The 18,877-nt window shown below is 67.4% G+C and carries 15 protein-coding genes and 2 tRNA genes; 1 reads left to right on the plus strand and 16 read right to left on the minus strand.

Going from position 1 to position 18,877, the window contains the following annotated elements:
• Nucleotides 1-45: 45 nt before the first annotated feature.
• From DBR10_RS00695 to DBR10_RS00760, 14 genes are all read right to left on the minus strand, one after another.
• Nucleotides 46-477, minus strand: a complete 432-nt coding sequence (locus tag DBR10_RS00695; RefSeq protein WP_108504266.1) for a biopolymer transporter ExbD — start codon at nucleotides 475-477, stop codon at nucleotides 46-48.
• A 5-nt stretch (nucleotides 478-482) separates the two neighbouring features.
• The gene (locus tag DBR10_RS00700; protein WP_108504265.1) at nucleotides 483-1,376 is read right to left on the minus strand and encodes a MotA/TolQ/ExbB proton channel family protein; all 894 of its coding nucleotides are present in this window, start codon (nucleotides 1,374-1,376) and stop codon (nucleotides 483-485) included.
• 589 nt (nucleotides 1,377-1,965) lie between these two features.
• A tRNA-Phe gene (locus DBR10_RS00705) sits at nucleotides 1,966-2,041 on the minus strand.
• A 99-nt stretch (nucleotides 2,042-2,140) separates the two neighbouring features.
• The gene (locus tag DBR10_RS00710) at nucleotides 2,141-2,314 is read right to left on the minus strand and encodes a DNA gyrase inhibitor YacG (protein ID WP_108504264.1); all 174 of its coding nucleotides are present in this window, start codon (nucleotides 2,312-2,314) and stop codon (nucleotides 2,141-2,143) included.
• Nucleotides 2,311-3,354: a ribonuclease E/G gene (locus tag DBR10_RS00715; protein WP_108504263.1), complete on the minus strand. Its 1,044-nt coding sequence runs from the start codon at nucleotides 3,352-3,354 to the stop codon at nucleotides 2,311-2,313. Before DBR10_RS00715 ends, DBR10_RS00710 begins: the two co-directional genes overlap by 4 nt.
• Nucleotides 3,351-3,947, minus strand: a complete 597-nt coding sequence (locus DBR10_RS00720; RefSeq protein WP_108504262.1) for a Maf family nucleotide pyrophosphatase — start codon at nucleotides 3,945-3,947, stop codon at nucleotides 3,351-3,353. The genes DBR10_RS00715 and DBR10_RS00720 overlap by 4 nt, the downstream gene beginning before the upstream one ends.
• Nucleotides 3,948-3,952: 5 nt before the next feature.
• Nucleotides 3,953-4,171: a translation initiation factor IF-1 gene (infA, locus tag DBR10_RS00725; RefSeq protein ID WP_035044427.1), complete on the minus strand. Its 219-nt coding sequence runs from the start codon at nucleotides 4,169-4,171 to the stop codon at nucleotides 3,953-3,955.
• Between the two features lie 98 nt (nucleotides 4,172-4,269).
• Complete coding sequence (locus tag DBR10_RS00730) at nucleotides 4,270-4,725, minus strand: arsenate-mycothiol transferase ArsC (protein ID WP_108504261.1); 456 nt, start codon at nucleotides 4,723-4,725, stop codon at nucleotides 4,270-4,272.
• Nucleotides 4,726-4,731: 6 nt separating this feature from the next.
• Complete coding sequence (locus tag DBR10_RS00735; RefSeq protein ID WP_108504260.1) at nucleotides 4,732-5,208, minus strand: UPF0262 family protein; 477 nt, start codon at nucleotides 5,206-5,208, stop codon at nucleotides 4,732-4,734.
• 21 nt (nucleotides 5,209-5,229) lie between these two features.
• Nucleotides 5,230-6,525 (minus strand): histidinol dehydrogenase, encoded by a 1,296-nt coding sequence (hisD, locus tag DBR10_RS00740; RefSeq protein ID WP_108504267.1) that lies wholly within the window; start codon nucleotides 6,523-6,525, stop codon nucleotides 5,230-5,232.
• 115 nt (nucleotides 6,526-6,640) lie between these two features.
• Nucleotides 6,641-6,832: a hypothetical protein gene (locus DBR10_RS00745; RefSeq protein ID WP_108489535.1), complete on the minus strand. Its 192-nt coding sequence runs from the start codon at nucleotides 6,830-6,832 to the stop codon at nucleotides 6,641-6,643.
• Between the two features lie 217 nt (nucleotides 6,833-7,049).
• A complete protein-coding gene (locus DBR10_RS00750) occupies nucleotides 7,050-7,490 on the minus strand; it encodes a DUF2948 family protein (RefSeq protein WP_108489536.1) in 441 nt (146 codons plus the stop codon).
• 2 nt (nucleotides 7,491-7,492) lie between these two features.
• Nucleotides 7,493-8,782 (minus strand): UDP-N-acetylglucosamine 1-carboxyvinyltransferase, encoded by a 1,290-nt coding sequence (gene murA, locus DBR10_RS00755; RefSeq protein WP_108504259.1) that lies wholly within the window; start codon nucleotides 8,780-8,782, stop codon nucleotides 7,493-7,495.
• Between the two features lie 97 nt (nucleotides 8,783-8,879).
• Complete coding sequence (locus tag DBR10_RS00760) at nucleotides 8,880-9,365, minus strand: hypothetical protein (protein ID WP_233243143.1); 486 nt, start codon at nucleotides 9,363-9,365, stop codon at nucleotides 8,880-8,882.
• Between the two features lie 55 nt (nucleotides 9,366-9,420).
• Here DBR10_RS00760 and DBR10_RS00765 point away from each other — a divergent pair.
• Nucleotides 9,421-9,495: transfer RNA gene (locus DBR10_RS00765), tRNA-Thr, on the plus strand.
• A 139-nt stretch (nucleotides 9,496-9,634) separates the two neighbouring features.
• Here DBR10_RS00765 and DBR10_RS00770 read toward each other — a convergent pair.
• Nucleotides 9,635-17,278, minus strand: coding sequence for a family 16 glycosylhydrolase (locus DBR10_RS00770; RefSeq protein WP_108556080.1), 7,644 nt, complete (start codon nucleotides 17,276-17,278; stop codon nucleotides 9,635-9,637).
• Nucleotides 17,279-17,521: 243 nt separating this feature from the next.
• A partial coding sequence (locus DBR10_RS00775) for a TonB-dependent receptor domain-containing protein (RefSeq protein ID WP_158273146.1) occupies nucleotides 17,522-18,877 on the minus strand: 1,356 nt, incomplete at its 5' end.

An 18,877-nucleotide genomic window follows, 5' to 3' on the forward strand; every position in this document is an offset into this window, starting at 1 on the left:
GTAGTGGCGATGCTCGGGCGTTTGTTGTTCAGCCATGCAGCACCCCTAGCTATCATCCCGACCGATGAGCGCCACGCTGTAGAAGCCGTTATCCTGGAGGGTGTTCATCACCTCCATGAAGGCCCCATAGCGCGTCTTTTCGTCAGCACGGATGAAAATACGCTCCTTGGTCGGATCGCGTTTGCCGATGTTTTTGGCGAGGTCCTGCCCCATCTCGTCGATCGTGGTCGGGAAGTCTCCGATGAAGACCTGACCAGACTCCTTGATGGAGATATAGACCGGCTTTGGCGGGTTTTGCGATGCTTTCGCGACCGCCGGCGGCAGGTTAACTTCGACCGACACGGAGGCGAGCGGAGCCGCCACCATGAAGATGATCAGGAGAACCAGCATAACGTCCACGAAGGGCGTAACGTTGATCTCGCTGTTCTGTTCGACGTTAAACCTGTCGCCCCCACCGCCTGAGAGTTTGGCGGCCATCGGTCTTACGCCCCTTTGTCGAGCTGACGCGAGATGGCGTTCATCAGTTCAGCAACGAAACCTTCCGAGCGGGTGCCGTAGCCGGAGATGCGGGTCTGGAAGTAGTTGTAGAAGATAACCGCGGGAATAGCGGCGAACAGACCGATACCGGTGGCGAGCAGCGCTTCGGCGATGCCGGGGGCGACGACGGCCAGGTTGGTCGTGTTGGTGTTCGCGATGCCGATGAACGAGGTCATGATCCCGTAAACGGTACCGAACAGACCGATGAACGGACCGGCCGAACCGACCGAGGCCAGGAACACCATGCCGCCCGACAGACGCTTAACCAGCGAGGCTTGCACCGCGTTGATGGCGTAGGTCGCACGCGAGATCGTGGAGTCGCGGTGCTCGCCGGCAACGGCCAGGCCAGCTTGACGCGACAGTTCGACTTCCTGGGCAGCCGCGGCGGCCATGTCGGCCATCGGGTTGCCTTCGAACTCTTCCGACGAACCGATCCGGGCGATGTCCGCGATCGAGCGGGCGCCGCGGAAGGCTTCGAGGAACTTGTCCGACTGCTTGTTGAGGGCACCGAACTCGAAGAACTTCGTGAGCAGCAGGACCCACGAGAACACCGAGGCCAGCAGCAGGCCGATCATGACGACCTTAACGACGGCGCCGGCGGCCATGAACATGCCGACCGGGGTCAGCGAGTGGGCTTCCTTCTTGGGCTCGGCAGCGGCTGCGTCTTCAGCCGGGGCCGGAGCAGGAGCTGCAGCGGCATCAGCGGCCGGGGCAGCGGCGCTTTCGGCGGCGGCCGGGGCGGGAGCCGCGGCGTCCTGAGCGAAAGCCGGGGCGCTCGCCATCAGCGCGATAGCGCCGACGAGAGCGATGAGGGGGGTCTTCCGTTTAATGTCGAGCATCTGTCGCCAGTTCCTGATTGGTCTAGCACGTTTGGACCGAGGGTCGTCGCGCGAGAGCGTCTCCACCCTAACTCTGAATAGCCCGCCAGGAGATCGATTGCTCTCCCAAACCCGGCAGACCCGCTTCGCTGCGCTCGATCCGTTACGCCCTTCACGAGGTACATGGCCTCCAGAAGGATCGTTTCGAAGCGCGAGTGACCGAAGCCCCTGTGTAGCGGCTTTGATCTTACCGCAATGTTAGAATTGCGGCAGGGGTCCTTTGGCAACCCCTTTTCGCACCGTCAAGGGGTTCTTCTGGGCATAAAATGATCGCTCCGTCCGCTCAGGGACGGTTGTTGCTGCAATGCACAAAACGATAAACAGGAAACAGGGGCGGTTTTTCCCTGCCAACGGGATTATTCACGCTGCAGTGCAGCATGAGAACAAAACGTCGGTCGCTGAAAGGCAACTTCCGAGCCTGGTGCACGCCGAGGGCCCGTGAACGGAATGCGGCGGCCGCATACCGGCGGCAACGGGCCCGGATAGCGACGGCAAAGCTCTGCATCCGACCGCGAAAACCGGCCTGTCTCGGCAGAAAAGGCGAGAAAAGTGGTGCCTGGGGGCGGATTCGAACCACCGACACGCGGATTTTCAATCCGCTGCTCTACCAACTGAGCTACCCAGGCCCTTGAGCCTTTGGCGGTTGAAAACCGCTCTGGCACCCGCCGTTCAGCGGGGAGCCGCGTCTATAGGCGAGGCCGATTTGGTTGTCCAGCGCCGTTCGATCATTCCCTGTGGAAGTCTTCAGAGAGAGGATTTTCATCCTCGTCATCGGTCGCAGGGACCACATAGCGATCGGACAGCCACCGGTTCAGATCGATGTCCGAGCAGCGCTTCGAGCAGAACGGACGAAAGCCGGGATCGACCGGCTTGCCGCAGATGGGGCAGCCACTGCTCATGTTGCAGACACCTCAATACGATCAACCGGCCATCCTTCCACCGCCAGGACGGCGAATCTGCGACCCAGCCGGTCGGCCAGGGCCGCATCGAGCGGCGCAAAGGCCTCCGCGACCGACGGGGCGCAGCGGGCCGAGAATCGCCCACCGGGGTCGGCGCGCCCTTCCCGCTCCAGCGCCCGGGCCAGCCTGCGGGCCACGGCTTCGGGCAAGGCCCGGCCGTCGGCGTCCAGAAGGCGGTCCAGAATCGAACGGCCGCGACGGGGCACGGTCATCTCCAGGGTGCCGAACCGGCTGATCGCCCCGATCGCCACGCCCGGATTGTCCGGCGCAAAGGCGTTGCGGGCCGCCGTGGTCAGGGCCTGGCCGTCATGGCCCCGTCCGACGAGGTCGAGGATGACAATCCCGCCCAGCCCCTTCAGGCGCAGGATACGGGCCGCAAGGCCCAGCGCCGCCATATTGGCCTGTCGCGCTGCGCGCTTGGCGTCCGCGCCTTCCCGGGCCCCCAGATCAACGTCGATGGCCACCAGGGCCCGGGTCGGCTCAACACTGATGTCCCCGCCCCCGGGCAGGGGGAAAACGGTCTCCAGTGCTTCGGCCTCTGCGGCTTCCACCGCCTCGAGGGCGGCCGGGCCGGTGGTGGGCGAGCCGGACTTCACGTGAAGACGCAGCAGTTGTTCCACGGTCAGGGCCGGTTCCAGGATCCTGGGCTCGCCCTCGCCTTCGGCGATGAAGCGCGCGACGGCAGACTTGCCCCGGCGCGAAGCGGTGCGAATTTCGATCTCGACCAGGCCGCCTTCAACCAGGCGGGGCATGTCGGGCCGCAGGGGCAGCAGCACGTCCTGGCCACCGGGCAACTGGACGAAGGCACTGGCGAAGGCCTTTTCGATCCGGCGGATCCGGGCAACGCCACGGACGCCGTCCTGGTCCAGCACATCGTCGTCAGGCCAGGACACCATCAGGCGCTCGGGGCGGCCGTCGAGGGTGACGACCCCGACCGTCTCGCCGACACCCTTGTAGAGATAGGCGCGCCGCTCGCTCATCGCGTGCTCCAGCCCAGGCCGTTGAGGAGGTTCAGCGTCTCGTAGAGCGGCAGGCCGACGACGCCGGTATATGAACCGTGCAGGTCGATGATGAAGCCGCCGGCCCGGCCCTGGACGGCATAGCCGCCGGCCTTGCCGTGCCATTCGCCGCTGGCCAGATAGTCATCGCGGTCCATGGCCGACAGAACCCGCATCTGGACCCGGGTCTCGACCAGCCGCGAAGCCTCGCGGCCGTCCGGGGCGACAAGAGCGACCGCAGTGAGAACCTTGTGATTGCGGCCGGACAGCAGATCGAGGCACCGACGGGCCTGATCTTCGCTTTCGGCCTTCGGCAGGATCCTGCGTCCGACGGCCACGACCGTATCGGCCGCCAGGACATAGTCCCCCGCCGAGCGGCCAGCGACGGCGCGGGCCTTCTCGCGCGCCAGACGCAGGGCGTGGAGACGCGGCGTCTCGTCACGCAGCGGGCTTTCATCGATATCGGCGGGATCAACCCGGTCGGGCGAAACGCCGACCTGCGCCAGCAGGTCAAGGCGACGGGGGCTCGCGCTGGCCAGAACCAGCGCCGGCTGGACGGCCGTCGGCGCGGTCACAGCCTTTACTTGAACCGGTAGGTGATACGACCCTTGGTCAGATCATAAGGGGTCATTTCGACCAGCACCTTGTCACCGGCCAGAACCCGGATGCGGTTCTTGCGCATCTTGCCGGCGGTGTGGGCGATGATCTCGTGGGCGTTTTCCAGCGTCACGCGAAAGGTCGCGTTCGGCAGCAGTTCGCTGACCGTACCGGGAAACTCGAGAAGTTCTTCCTTAGCCATCAGGCCTCTCAAAAAGAGCGAAACAAATAGCCGAACGGACGCGCCCGACTCCGGGGTCGAGACGCGGTCCGTTGCAGCGAGGCGCCTCTATAGCGCATTCACCCCCCGAACGTCGATGGTGCGCCGAAACGTTGCTTGATGGCCCTGGCCAGACCGTCGCGGACCTCGCGATAGGCCTCCAGCCGGGCCTCGCGCGAGCCGTCCACGAGGGTCGGGTCATGGGTCGGCCAGTACTCGATCTCGACCGCCCGCCCCCGGGCCATCTCGACCGCCCGGTGCTGGGCCTCCGGCGTCAGCGACACCACGACGTCGAACGAGCCGTCCTCGAGCTCGCCGAAGGTCTTGGGTCGGTGGCCCGTTACGTCCAGCCCCAGCTCGTCCATGACCGCGATCACGAAGGGGTCGATCCCCTCCCCGTCCGGATCCCCGCGCAGGCCACACGAATCGACGAAGGCCCGGATGCCGTAGAAGCGCTTGAACAGCGCTTCAGCCATCGGCGAACGCACCCGGTTATAGTTGCAGGTGAAAAGGACGGCGTCCGGCAGAGCAGGCAACGCGCCCTATCCTCGCCAGTGCAGCGCGCAGATCAGGGTGAACAGCCGGCGAGCCGTGTCGAGGTCGGTCTTGACCTTGCCGTCGAGACGCTCGCGCAACAGCGAGGAGCCCTCGTTGTGCAGGCCCCGGCGGCCCATATCCAGGGCCTCGATCTGCTGGGGCGTCGAGTTGCGAATGGCTGAATAATAGCTGTCGCAGATCATGAAGTAGTCCTTGATCACCCCCCGGAAGGGCGACAGGGACAGCAGGTGACGGCGCTCATAGTCCGGCCCGGCGATGTCGAAGGCCAGCCGGTTCTCGATCAGCGACAGCTTCAGGTCATAGGGCCCGCCCTGCGCCTCGGCCGGCTCGAAATAGTTCGAATCGAGCAGGTCAAAGATCGCGACCTGACGCTCCTGCTCCTGGTCGCGCGACGCGGCCGCGAGGCTGTCCTCGTCGATGAGGATGGACTTCAGGTGTTGGGTGGCGCGGTCGTGAGTCATCTTCCGCGGCAGCTTTGCGCGTCAGGTTCCGGAAGGCAACCGGCCAAGCCGGATTTGCGCGGAAAGCGCGTGGGCCGGCAGGCCCTCGGCCGTGGCCAGGGCCACGGTATGCGGGCCGAGGATCCCGAAGGAGGCCTCGCTGCAGCGGGCGATCGAGGTGCGCTTCAGGAAGTCATAGATCGACAGCCCGGACTGGAACCGCGCGGCCCGGCTGGTGGGCAGGACGTGGTTGGATCCGGCCACATAGTCGCCGATGGCTTCCGGCGTCATGCGCCCCAGGAAGATCGCCCCGGCGTGACGGACCCGGTCCGAGAGCTGCTCGGGCTCATCAACGGCAAACTCGACGTGTTCGGGCGCGATGGCGTCGACCAGGGCCGGGCTCTCTTCGAGTGGGGCGATGATCACCGCGCCGTGGTCACGCCAGGAGGCGGCGGCGTCGGTCCCGGTCGCCAGGGTCTTCAGACGCTCGAGCACGGCCGCCTCGACGGCCGTGGCGAAGGCCGGATCGTCGGTGATCAGGATCGACTGGGCGGCCGGGTCGTGCTCGGCCTGGCTCAGCAGGTCGGCGGCGATCCAGTCGGGATTGTTCTTGCCGTCGGCGACCACGACGATCTCGGACGGCCCGGCCAGGGCGTCGATGCCGACGACGCCGTACAGCCGGCGCTTGGCGGCGGTGACATAGGCGTTGCCGGGACCCACGATCTTGTCGACCGGCTGGATCGGCCCGGCGCCATAGGCCAGGGCGGCCACGGCCTGGGCTCCGCCGATGCGCCAGATCTCGGTGACGCCGGCTTCCCTGGCGGCCGCCAGCACTGCCGGTTGCAGCTTGCCGGGCGGCGTGACCATGGCGATGCGGTCCACCCCGGCCACCTGGGCCGGCACGGCGTTCATCAGCACGGTCGAGGGATAGGCGGCGCGACCGCCGGGCACATAGACGCCCACGGCCTCGATCGGCGTCCAGCGCCAGCCCAGCTCGACACCCTCCTCGTCGGTCCAGGCCTGATCGGCGGGCCTCTGGCGGGTGTGATAGGCGCGAATACGACGGGCTGCGAAGGCGATCGCCTCACGGACCTCGGCGGGCGTCTGCGCGGCACCGGCCTCGATCTCTTCGGCGGTCACCCGAACACTGTCTTCGGTCAGCTCGACACGGTCGAACCTGCGGGTCAGGTCCAGCACTGCGGGCAAGCCGCCGGTGCGAACGGCCTCGAGAACCTCGGCGACGGAGGCGTCGACATCGGCCGGCGATCCCCGGGGCTCATCGAGGAAAGCCTTGAAGGCGGCGGCGAAACCAGGGGCGGAGAAATCGAAGCGACGCATGGGCGTGTAGATGCGGTTTTTTGCGGGCGACACAAGGGGCTTGGCCGCCTGCCCGCGCATTTCAGCCGCCCCGGCCTTCAGGACGACGGCCCGACGCTAAGGGATCCCGCCGACCCTAGCCCAGTCCGGCATAGACCAGGGTGGCCGCCCCGAAGCTGAGCCCGAGAAACACGACCACCAGGGTCAGACGCCCCCAGTCAAGACAAGGACCGCCGTGACGCAGCACCGGCAGTTCAGGCTTGGTGATGTCGCACGTACGGAACAGCAGCGACTGGGCCTCGCCCGTCGCATAGGTCTTCCTGGCCATGTCGGCCTCCCTGACGTCCGCGCCTCTGACGGGCGCGTGGCGTTAACCTAACACTGATCGCCTCTCAGGCGAATTCTCCGCCGATCACTAGCGCGTGGGACGAATTGCAAGCATCGGCCCTGCCCGCAAAACCGGCAGAATCTTGACATGCCCAGAACTTGATCAGGGTGGTGGATTGATGACCATCAGGGCTGCGCAGCGGCCCGGCTAAAGGGTCTCAGTCCGGATGGCCGGGACGGCGCGGGGTTGTCCAGGCTTCGGATACGTCGGCCAGGGCGACATCGACACAGTCAACGGCGACGCGCAGATCGCCGCCACCGGCAAAGGTCAGGGTCACCGTGCCGCCCGGGGCCTCGCCCGGTTCGAAACCGATGGCCAGGAGTTCAACAACGGCCCCCTTGGCATCGCGCCGCAGGTTGCGGGCCTGGACGCCGGAGACATCGCCCAGCTGCAGGGCCGAGCGCAGCCGCTCGCCCTTGTTGCCCCGGCCTGCAGCCTCCCAGCGGAAGCGGTTGCAGACCAGGGTCAGGGTCCGGGCGTGGGTGTCCCAGCGAATGTCGCCGATCTTGGCGACGGCATCCTGCAGGGCCGCCGAGATCACCGCCAGATCGGCGGCGTCCTGGGCCAGAAGTCGCAGGGCGGGGACGGCCTTGGCCATGGCTAGAGCTCGGCCTCGCCACTGCCCTTCAGCCGCCGGACCTGGGCCCCGCAGGCCGTGAGCTTTTCTTCGAGACGCTCGAAGCCGCGATCCAGGTGATAGATCCGCGAGACCACGGTCTCGCCGCTTGCGACCAGGCCGGCGATGACGAGACTGACCGAAGCCCGCAGGTCGGTGGCCATGACTTCCGCGCCTTCCAGCTGGCTGACGCCGCGCACGCGGGCCTCACCGCCCGACACCGAGATATCGGCGCCCAGACGCATCAGTTCCGGGGCATGCATGAAGCGGTTCTCGAAGATGGTCTCGCGCACGTGGCTGTCGCCGTCGGCCACCGTCATCAGGGCCATGAACTGGGCCTGCAGGTCGGTCGCGAAGCCCGGATAGGGCGCGGTTTCGAGATCGACGGCCTTCAGCCGCCCGGCACCGCGCCGGATGATGACCCCGTCGGCCGTCGGCTCGACCTCGACCCCGGCCTCGACCAGCTTGTCCAGCAGGGCATCGATCAGGCCCGGACGGGCATTGGTCAGGCGTACCTCGCCACCGGCCATGGCGGCGGCGACGGCATAGGTGCCCATCTCGATCCGGTCCGGGATCACGGCATGGGTGGCCCCGTGCAGGCGCGGCACGCCGGTGATGGTGACGGTCGGCGTGCCTGCCCCCTCGACCTTGGCCCCCATGGCGTTGAGGCACTCCTGCAGGTCAACCAGTTCCGGCTCGCAGGCGGCGTTGTGCAGGACGGTCACGCCGTCGGCCAGGACGGCCGCCAGCATGGCATGTTCGGTAGCACCGACCGAGACGAACGGGAAGCTGATCTCAGCCCCTTTCAGGCCGCGCGGGGCCTGGGCGTAGACATAGCCCTCGTGCAGGTCGATCTTGGCCCCCAGGGCCTCCAGGGCCTGCAGGTGCAGGTCGACGGGACGGGCCCCGATCGTGCAGCCGCCGGGCAGGCTGACCTTGGCCTGGCCGGTGCGGGCCAGCAGCGGACCCAGGACGTTGAACGAGGCGCGCATCTGGCGCACCAGGTCATAGGGCGCAAAGCCGCTGGTGATCTCCGGGGCGTGCAGGATCGTCTGCTGGCCGTCGGGACCATCGCTCTCGGTGACGCTGACGCCCAGCCGGCCCAGCAGCTTGCCGAGGAACCGGGTGTCGGCCAGACGCGGCATGTTGGTCAGGCGCAGCGGCTCGTCGGTGAGCAGGCTGGCCGCCATCAGCTTGATGGCCGAGTTCTTGGCGCCGCTGACGGGGATTTCCCCGAAGAGCTGCACGCCGCCGATGATGGCGATACGATCCAAATCACGTCCCTCGAACGCGCGACGAGCCCCTCGCCGCGCGGGTCACATGTGAGGGGCGGGTTCTATCCGTTGCAAGAGGGCTTGCAAGGCCTGCGCATCAAATGGCTGCCGAAAGGTCATAGGGGCGACCATCCGGCCAATGCAGGCCATGGGTCAGGCTGGCGAGGTCCAGGGCCACCTGGGCCAGTTCCAGGGCCTTGCGGAGCGCCTCCAGGCCGTCACGGCCGAACGCCGCCTTGCCGTGCGCCGTCCCGAACGGCCCGCCGCCGCCGACCAGCCGCACGGCGCAGGCCGTCTCGGCGCTGCCCTCCACCGCAAACGGCGAGGAAATTTCGAGAACGAGTTCACCCTCCGCGCCGTCGGCATGGGCCGTGCCCACCAGGGTCCGGACGACGGCATAGGGCTCGGGTGCCCCGGCAGCGACCGCCAGGGCCCGCTCGCCCGAGTCGGCCGGGGGCCGCGCCGCCACCTTGCGCTTGCGGAGATTCGTCCGGAGCGCCTCGGCCAGCCGGGCCTCGCGGGCAGATTTTTCGTCCTGAACAGCCATTCCGGATGGGGTGCGGCGACGAAGTCTGTGGGTCAAGTCGCTTTTGGGCTTTGCATCCACGATTTGGCTCGCTATACGCCCCCTCCTCTTCGCCGCGGTAGCTCAGTGGTAGAGCGCATCCTTGGTAAGGCTGAGGTCCAGGGTTCGAGTCCCTGTCGTGGCACCATGGTTCCCCAATCCCTCAAAGGATTGGGGAACCACCTACTCTTCCGAAAATTCAGGCGTCTTCAGGTTCGGGTCCGGGCAGCGCTTCATCCTGCCCGTCGCAGGGCCTGCCGGAGCGGCGGATTTGGCCGATGGCCCGATCAGGCCAGGATGATGTCGGACAGGGTCAGGGCGGCCCGGTTGCCGAGCAGAGCGATCTGGACCTGGTCGCTGGCGTCGCCGCCGGTGGCGTCGACATAGAGCGCGCCCGTCGCATTGTCATAGCGAAGCACCGCCTCGCCGGCCGCGGTTTCCGGAACCCAGGTCGAGGCCCCTGCCGCCAGGCCGACCAGGCTGGTGATGCCGAAACTGGTTCCGCTCAGCAGGATCTGGTCGACGCCCACCTGGAAGTCGATGATCCGGTCCACACCCAGCCCGGGCGCATCGAAGTAGAATCGGTCGGCCCCGCCGCCACCGGTCAGCACGTCAGCCCCGCCCTTGCCGGACAACAGGTCCGCGCCGGCGGCTCCGGTCAGGGTGTCATTGCCGGCCCCGCCGTAGAGCCAGGTCCCCGAAGCATTGGCGAAGCCCTGGAAGTTACCCGAGCCGACATAGAGCAGCTCCTCGACATTCGCCTGGGCCCGGGCGCTGCCCAGAGAGGTCAGGATACGGTCCCAGCCTTCTCCGGCCAGTTCCACGACGGTGTCACCGCTGTGATCGACATAGTAGACGTCGTCGCCATGGCCCCCGATCAGCCGGTCCGCCCCGCTCCGGCCGTCCAGGACGTCCGAGCCGGCCCCGCCGGTAATCACGTTGTTCAGACTGTTGCCGAAGCCCTGGAAACCGCCCGTTCCGCTGAAGGTGAGGTTCTCGACATTGGCCGCCAGGGCATAGGCCTGGACCGACGTCCGAACCGTATCAAGGCCTTCATTGAGACCTTCGATCACGGCATCGCCGACATTGTCGACGACATAGGTGTCATTGCCCAGCCCGCCGACCAGACGGTCCGCGCCACCGCCGCCGTCCAGCACATCGACCCCGTTGCCGCCGGTGATCAGGTTGGCAAGACCGTTGCCGGTCCCCCTAAAGGCCGCTGAACCGGTATAGGTCAGGGCCTCGATCTCGGCCCCCAGGGTATAGGCGGCCGCTGTGGTGCGGACCGTATCATAGCCCTCATCCGCCAACTCAACGATCACATCGGTGGAGCTGTCGACGATGTAGATGTCGTTACCCGCCCCGCCGATCATGGTGTCAGCACCGGCCTGACCATCCAGCAGGTTCACGCCGGCATTGCCGACGAGAACCTGGGCATAGGCATTGCCCGTGAGATTGATCGCGGTCGTACCGAAGACGGCCCGGAGTTCCTCGATCGACAGCCCCGTCGCTAGGGCGAAGGAGGTCGAGGTGACGACCGTGTCATAGCCGCTGCCGAAGGACTCGACGATAACGTCCCGCGTGGTGTCGACACGGTAGACATCGTCGCCGGCCCCGCCCACCAGGCTGTCGCCGCCGCTTCCGCCATCCAGGGTGTCATTGCCCAGGCCGCCGCGCAGCGTATCGCCGCCGCTTCCGCCGGTCAGGCTGTCGGCAAAGGCCGTACCGATCAGGATCTCGATGGACTTCAGCGTATCCACACCGTCGCCGCCGGTATCCTGGGCCGTCAGCAGAGCCAGGCTGACCGACACGCTTGCCGAGGCGCCCAGATAGGTGAGTGTGTCGGTACCCCCGCCGCCGTCGATGCGGTCATCGCCGGCACCGCCCTGCAAGGTATCGTCACCCGCCCCGCCGCTGAGGGTATCGTCACCCTCGCGACCGGTGAGGGTGTTGTTTTCAGCGTCACCGGACAGCCGGTCCGCGCCGGTTCCGCCGGCCACGTTCTCTATCGAGGTCAGGTTGAGGCGGCCAAAGCCGATATCCTGCAGGCGGCCACGGGCCGCCAGATCGACGCTGAGGCCGACCGCGACCAGACCCAGGTCCAGCGTATCGATCCCTGCCCCGCCATCGATGACGGTATCGGCGATCCGGGGCGGCGAAAGGTCGGCGTCGACGCCGTACCAGAAGAAGTCATTGCCTTCGCCGCCATAGGCCGTATCGGCACCGTCGGCCACGTGCAGGCTGTCGACACCGGCACCGCCGTAAAGCAGATCGTCCCCGGCCCCGCCGCGCAGGGTATCGGAGCCGTCGCCGCCCGACAGGGTGTCGCGACCGGCTCCGCCCTTTAGGGTGTCGTTGCCCTCAAAGCCCTGAGCATCAATGCCCTCGAACGAGATCAGGGCCGACGCGTCCAGCAGGTCGCCCCCCGCGGTCCCCGAGTAGTGGATGGTGCGCGGGGCCAGGCCCGTCGCTGAAAGGTCTCCGGCAAAGGTCACCAGGCGACCGCTGACCGCCAGTTCCTCGACACCCGAAACCAGCAGGTCGCTGACCCCGTCGCCGTCCAGTTCCGCCAGCAGCGTCTTGCCGTCCGGACTGACGGTGAACGCCAGGGCCGGCCCATTGGCGATTTGCGGCAGGGCGATGGACAGAACGTCGAGGCCGGCCCCGCCGACGATCGTCCGGATGTTGGACGCCGGGTCATAGGTCAACACCCCGCCGGCCGCCGCATAGGTGTACAGCGCACCCGGCGCGACCACGGTCTTGTCCGAGAAGCGCAGGAACTCGACGCCGGTCAGGGTGTCGACCCCGTCAAAATTGCCGGCGCGCAGATCCTTGATCCGCAAGGCTCCGCCATCCAGCACGGTGATCTGATAATCGGTGGCGAGACCGGAGAAGAAAGCCGTATCGACGCCCAGACCACCGATAATGCTGTCGTTGCCGCCCCCGCCGTAGAGGGTGTCACTCCCGGCCTGCCCCTGCAGCGTATCATTGGACGCGTGGCCCACAACGATGTCGGGGGCCGCGCCGCCGGTCAGGGCCTCGGACCAGGGCGAGCCCTGCACGTACAGCCCCGTCGCCAGGTCAACGAGCCGGCCCTCCATGTCGGAGAACTGGATGTATTCCACCGACGACAGGTGATCCGCCCCGCGCCAGGCCTCGGGGACATTGACGAAATAGCCGCCGTGGCCGTCCGAATAGATGTCGTAGTCGGCCCTCGCGCCGGAATAGATGACCTTGTCGATGCCGTTGCGGCCGTACATCTCGGCACTGCCGCCGAAGGCCGTGCGGAACCCGGCCCCGGCCAGGAAGGTGTCGTTGCCCGTTCCGCCGGCCTGGGTGCTGCTGATCCGGTTGTCGAGGGCCAGCCCGGCACTCGAATCCGCCACGGTCAGCCCATCGATCGCATAGGCGCGGATGTAGTCGATCTGGAACGGCGACGCCGCCAGGGCCGCCGCATCCGGAACATTGAAGCCCCCGCCGAACCCGCCGCCGACCGCCAGATTGACCAGCATGTACATCGGCTGGTGCAGATCGGCCGGCGTGGCCACGCGCAGCACCTCGACGCCGTCGATGTACCAGACGATGTCCGTGTCGCTCCAGAGCAGCCCATAGGTATGGAAACTGGTCGCCGCGCCCTGCGTGTAGGCGGTTTCCGTCGCAACACGGCCGGGCAGCAGGGCGTCGTGCAGCGTAACGAAGCTGGCGTCCGGATTGATCCCGATGGCTTCCAGGATGTCGATTTCCGGCGGGCTGGTCCCGCTGGACGGCAGCAGCCAGAACGCCGGCCACGCGCCCGACGCTGCCGGGAGCTTGGCCCGCATCTCGTAGTAGCCGTAGGTCTGGGCGAACGAGGCCTGGCTGGTCAACAGACCCGAGACATAGTCGTAGCCGTAGAGCTTGTCCTTCTGGGCCTGGGTGGTGGCCGTCGCCCGGATGTTCAGGATGCCGTCAGTGATCGAGAACGGGTTCAGGCCCAGGGCCGTGTCGCCGGTCCCGGCATAGTCGGGGTCGACATAGATCTGCTGTTCACCCGTGCCCTGAAGGGTCCGGCTGGGAAGCGACCCGGCCCCGACATAGGCGTAGCTGGTCTGCCAGACTCCGGACACGCCGTTGCTGAAATCCAGGCTGTTGAACTCGTCCGCAAAGGCCAGCGTCAGGCCCGACCGGTCGAGGGTGAGCCGGAAATTGTCGAGCGTGAAGGCCTCGAGCCGGACTCCCCGGAAGGTGATCTGGTCCGTCTCCGACAGCGCCAGAACCACGTCGCCATCGACCTGGGTCATCCGCGCCTGGAGGTCAGCCAGGGTGGCCAGACCGCCGAAGTTCAGCCGGACCTGGTCGCCGCCGTCACCGGCCGTGAAATCGGTGATGACATCACGTCCGAACCCGGGCGCGAAGACGAAGGTATCGTCACCACCGCCGCCCGTCAGGGTGTCGTCGCCGCCCATACCGATCAGGACCTGATCGTCGAGCGAGCCGGTGATGAGATTGGCCAGGCCGTTGCCCACGCCGGTCAGGTGAGCCCCGCGGAAGCCGGCTCCCGACATCCGCAGGTTCTCGATATTGTCGCCCAGCACGAAATTGGTGTTGGTCACCACGGTATCGATGCCGCCGTCCGCGGCCTCGACGATGGTCTTGGGCCCGAAGAAGGTCACATAGGTGTCGTCACCGCCGCCCCCGATCAGGGTCTCGGTGCTCCACCCGCCGGTCAGCACATTGTCGAGGTCATTGCCGATCCCGACGAAGGCGCCTTCTCCCGTAAAGGTCAGATCCTCGACATTGGCGGCCAGTTCATAACGACCGAGCGCCGTGAGAACCGTATCGCGGCCGCCGCCCGGCTGTTCGATGATCACATCGCCGGGCTGGGCCACCGTGTAGAGGTCATCGCCATCGCCACCGGCCAGGGTGTCGGCCCCGGCCCCGCCGTCCAGCGTATCGTTACCCCGGGCTCCGACAAGGCTGTCGTCGGCCGTGCCGCCGGTCAGGGCCGCACCCGAGGCCACGACCGCGGTTTCAACCCGCCCGTCGGCAAAGGCCAGCCATTCAACTCCGGACAGGCGGTCCAGCCCGTCGCCCGAGGGGCCGGCAAGACTGTCCCTGACCCAGTAGCCGCCAGAACCGTCCGGCACGATCGTGTAGCGGGCCAGCGGGCCGCCGAAGACGGCGGTATCCTCGCCCTCCAGGCCCTGCAGGGTGTCGTTGCCGGCCGATCCCACCAGGGTGTCAGCCTCGCCGGTGCCAACGAACAGGCCTGCCAGCACCAGCGCCCGCGGATCACGGGCCCCGTCCGAAAACTGCAGGCTTTCAATCCCGACAAGGCGGTCAAGCCCGTCGCCGGCCGCGCCCGCCAGGGCATCCTCGACCCAGAAACCGCCCTGACCGTCGGCCCTGACGCTGTAGCGTCCTGAAGAACCGGCAAACAGGGCGACATCGTAGCCCGCCCCGCCGACAAGCGTGTCCGATCCGCCGCCGCCCCGGAACAAGGTATTCTCCGGCCCCGCCACGAGCAGGTCGTCCGTCGCCTGACCGATGCGCACCACGCCGGTGGCCAGACCGGCGACCTCGACGGTGCCGTCTGCAAAGCTGAGACGCTCGATGCCCGTGAGCCGGTCGACACCGTCGCGCCCGACGGCAGCGGTGTCGCGTACAAAGAAGTCCGCCCCGTCGGCATAGACTGTGTACTGGGACAGCGGACCGCCATAGACGGCCGTGTCGATACCGTCGCCACCATCAAGCGTATCGTCACCGGCTCCGCCCCAGAGGCGCTCGTCCGCCGCGCCGCCGACCAGCGAATCCGCTGCCGCACTGCCGACCCGATAGACGCCCTGAACGAAGTCGGCCGCATCCCCCGTACGGTCCGCGAAGATCAGGGTCTCGACACCGTTCAGCCAGTCCCGACCGCCGTCCCCGGTCAGGTCCTCGACATAGAGCCCCGTCTCGCCGTCCGAGAAGATCCCGTAGCGGCTGGCCTGGCCGTCATAGACGACCGCATCCGCGCCGCTCCCGCCGGTCAGGGTCGCATTGCCCGAACCCGACTGCAGCAGCACACCCTGCACGAGATCGGCTACGGCAAAGGCCCCGTCGGCGAACAGAACGCGCTCGACATCGACCAGACGGTCACGCACGCCGGAGCTGCCGTCGCCCGGCAGTTCGACGATGTAGAAGCCGCTGCCGCCATCGGCGTAGACCGCATAGCTGGCCTGCTCGCCAGAGAAGATGGCAAGGTCATTGCCGGCTCCGCCGAGGATCAGGTCAGCCCCGCCAAACCCAATCAGGGTGTCATCGCCCCTGCCGCCGATCAGGGTATTGGCCGCCTCTGTCCCGATGAGGGTCGCGCCGATCGCAAGATCGCCGGCCGCAAAGACACCGTCCGCAAAGCTCAGCGTCTCGACCGAGATCAGCCGGTCACGGCCCTCGCCCGCCGCGGTGTCGCGGTCCTGGATGTAGAAACCGCCCGACCCGTCCGGGGTGATCACATAGCGGGTGCTTGCACCGGCATAGAGCGCCAGGTCGATCCCGCTGCCGCCATCCAGGATGTCATCGCCGCGACCGCCCGAAAGCGTGTCGGCACCGTCCAGACCGGAAAGCCGGTCCCGGCCGGCCCCGCCCGTGATGCTGTTGGCCGAACTGTTGCCGGTGCCTTCAAAGGCCGACTTTCCCGAATAGGTCAGGCCCTCGACGTCAGCGGCCAGCACCAGACGCGAGAGGCTGGTGGTGATCCGGTCATTGCCCTGGCCGGCCAGTTCAATAACCCGGTCCCCGACATCGTCGACGGTGTAGGCATCGTCGCCCGAACCGCCGGTCATGCTGTCGGCCCCGGCTCCCCCTTCCAGGGTATCGTCGCCTTCAAGGCCCGTCAGGGTATCGGCCGCCGCTCCGCCCGTGATGCGGTTGGACTGGGCATTGCCCGTCAGTTCTGCCGCTGCCGTGCCGAGATAGACCAGGGTCTCGACCTCGGCCGTCAGGCCATAGCGGGCGAGCGCGGTACGGACCGTGTCACGGCCCTCGCCGGCCAGTTCGATGACCTTGTCGCCGGTGTTGTCGACGAGAAACAGATCGTCGCCTGCGCCGCCGACCATCGAGTCCGCGCCGGTGCCGCCATCGAGAATATCGTTGCTGATCCCGCCGTAGAGCGAATCTGTTCCGCTGCCACCGGTCACCGCCGTGCCTGACGCACTCGCGTAACCCGCGAAGTTGCCTGTCCCCCCGAACACCAGGGACTCAACATTGGTCCGGGCCTTGTCACTGTTCAGGCGGGTAATCAGGACGTCGTTGCCCTCGCCGGCGTTCTCGATCACCGTGTCGGAGAGGTTGTCGACCACATAGACGTCATCGCCCAGCCCGCCGATCAGCCGGTCGGCACCGCCACCCCCGTCGAGCCGGTCATTACCGGAGCCGCCGGTGATCACATTGCCGAGGCTGTTGCCGACGGCCGAAAAGCCCCCCGTCCCGATGAAGGTCAGGTTCTCGACATTGTCGGTCAGGCTGTAGCTGGAGAGGGTGGTCCGGACGCTGTCGAGACCGCCGCCGGCCGCCTCGATCACCTGGGTCGCGGCATTGCGGACGACATAGGCATCGTTGCCGCCGAACCCCTTCAGGACATCCGCGCCGCCGCCGTCATCGAGAGTATTGATGGCGTCATTGCCTTCCAGCGTCGCCGGTCGGCTATTGCCGGTAAGGTTCAGGCTGGCGGTGCCGAGCGCCACGATCCGCTCGATCCACGACCCGACGGTCGCGATCCATGACCGCGAGGTCTGAACGGTGTCGAAGCCGCCGTCCTCTGCCTCGATGACCTGATCGGACAGGTTGTCAATGAGATAGAGGTCGTCGCCGAGGCCTCCGACGAGGGTGTCGGCCCCTGCGCCGCCGTCCAGCACATCAGCGTCAGCGGACCCTGTAAGGCTATCGGCCCCGGACGTCCCGGAAACTTGCACGCGTGTAAGCCCCCCGGCTGACGTTCAACGACGAGTAACCCGGCGCTGCTTCGCATGCGATAGGCAGAACCGCTTTTGCCGGCCCGGTTACGACTGCCTGCCTCTTCCTGAGGCGGGGTGCAATCGCAAGGCCCGGTCAGACGGACCCAAATCATGGTTCGACGAAACTTTTACCGGAAAGCCGGCCGCGTGTGATCGCCTTTCAACTGTCAAGGGAAGGCCACCGGGCGGAAACGGTTAACGCTAGCGGCTGAAGCGGACCCCCAGCCTCACCGACCGGGGCGCATCGAAGCTGAGGATGCCGTCGCCCGTCCGCCCGGTCGCCAGATCGGTGTCCAGTCCGTTCCGCAGTGACGCCCATACCGCCAGGGACGGCGTCAGGCTCCAGGTGGCCTGGGCGTCGAGGACGGTGCCGGACTTCAGCCTCCGGGTATTGAGGTCGTCGTCGAACCGCGCGCTCTCGTGCCGGAGATCGGCGGCCAGCAGCAGGCGTGGCATGGCCTGCCAGTCAGCGCCGAACGTCGCCGTCAGGCGCGGGGCCTGAGCCGGTCGCTTGCCGGTCAGCTGTGGCGCGGCGGTCTCACCGTCCACCCGGGCCCGCGTGGCCGAAAGCCCGCCGCGCAGGACGAGGTGCTCGCCGACTCGTTGCTCGCCGTCCATCTCAAGCCCGAAGGCGTCGACCGCGCCGACATTCTGCCGGCGACGCAGGACACCGCCGGTCGGCACAAAGCCCGCGACCGGGAAGGTTCCCGGTCCGGTCCCGACCGTGACATTGGCCACCGGGTCTTCCAGACGGTTGGCGAACAGGGTCATGGCGAAGCGGCGGGTCGCGTCCTCACGCCCCAGGCCCAGCTCGAAGCCCCGCAACCGTTCGGGATGCAACCCGGCATTGGCCTCGGTGATGTCATTGCCCACCCGGAACGGCCGGTGCAGCTCATTGAGGGTCGGTGGCCGGAACCCGACATAGCCCGCCGAGCGGCCATACCAGCCCTGCCCCATTTCGCGGCGCAGACCGATCCGGGCGGTTGGGATCACCCGGCTCTGGCCCTCCGGACGGCTGTCGAGGGTGGTCGCGCCGGTCAGGGCGTCGCGTTCGACCCGGCGGGCGTCCGACGCCTGCCAGAGATCGGCCCGCACGCCGCCGGTCAGCAGCCAGTCGCCGCCGGTCCAGGTGGCGTCGGCATAGAGGCCGCTGGTCAGGCTCTCGCCGCCGGCCTCACGCAGCCGGGTGAACTGGCCGCCCAGATAGCGGAAGCGCTCGCGCGAGGTGCCCGTGACCTGGCGCAGATCGGCCCCGGCCTCCCATTCCAGCGGGCCGTGGCGGGCGCGCAGGGCGGCGTTCAGGCCAAGGCCGGTGGCCGGGGTCTCGAACTGGTCGTTGGCGGGCGTCGTGCCCGTGCGGCCGGCCGCCGTGGCCACCGAGCGGTTCTGCAGGTCACTGCCGGACACCCAGCCCTGCAGGCGCCAGCCGAACTCCCCCTCGGCTGGTGGCCGGGCCAGGGTCAGGCTGGCCTGCAGGCCGCGCGCACGGGCATCGGCCCCGAACAGACCCGACTGGCGGTTCTCGTCATAGGCCGAGAGGCGGGCGGCGATCCGCAC

The sequence above is a fragment of the Caulobacter sp. HMWF025 genome (genome assembly GCF_003060965.1).
Classification (GTDB): domain Bacteria; phylum Pseudomonadota; class Alphaproteobacteria; order Caulobacterales; family Caulobacteraceae; genus Caulobacter.

What these genes read in the sequence shown, in the direction of transcription:
- DBR10_RS00695 (WP_108504266.1), bottom strand. Translation starts at nt 477, where the DNA reads ATGGCCGCCAAACTCTCAGGCGGTGGGGGCGACAGGTTTAACGTCGAA.
- DBR10_RS00700 (WP_108504265.1), bottom strand. Translation starts at nt 1,376, where the DNA reads ATGCTCGACATTAAACGGAAGACCCCCCTCATCGCTCTCGTCGGCGCT.
- DBR10_RS00710 (WP_108504264.1), bottom strand. Translation starts at nt 2,314, where the DNA reads ATGAGCAGTGGCTGCCCCATCTGCGGCAAGCCGGTCGATCCCGGCTTT.
- DBR10_RS00715 (WP_108504263.1), bottom strand. Translation starts at nt 3,354, where the DNA reads ATGAGCGAGCGGCGCGCCTATCTCTACAAGGGTGTCGGCGAGACGGTC.
- infA (WP_035044427.1), bottom strand. Translation starts at nt 4,171, where the DNA reads ATGGCTAAGGAAGAACTTCTCGAGTTTCCCGGTACGGTCAGCGAACTG.
- DBR10_RS00735 (WP_108504260.1), bottom strand. Translation starts at nt 5,208, where the DNA reads ATGACTCACGACCGCGCCACCCAACACCTGAAGTCCATCCTCATCGAC.
- hisD (WP_108504267.1), bottom strand. Translation starts at nt 6,525, where the DNA reads ATGCGTCGCTTCGATTTCTCCGCCCCTGGTTTCGCCGCCGCCTTCAAG.
- DBR10_RS00745 (WP_108489535.1), bottom strand. Translation starts at nt 6,832, where the DNA reads ATGGCCAGGAAGACCTATGCGACGGGCGAGGCCCAGTCGCTGCTGTTC.
- DBR10_RS00750 (WP_108489536.1), bottom strand. Translation starts at nt 7,490, where the DNA reads ATGGCCAAGGCCGTCCCCGCCCTGCGACTTCTGGCCCAGGACGCCGCC.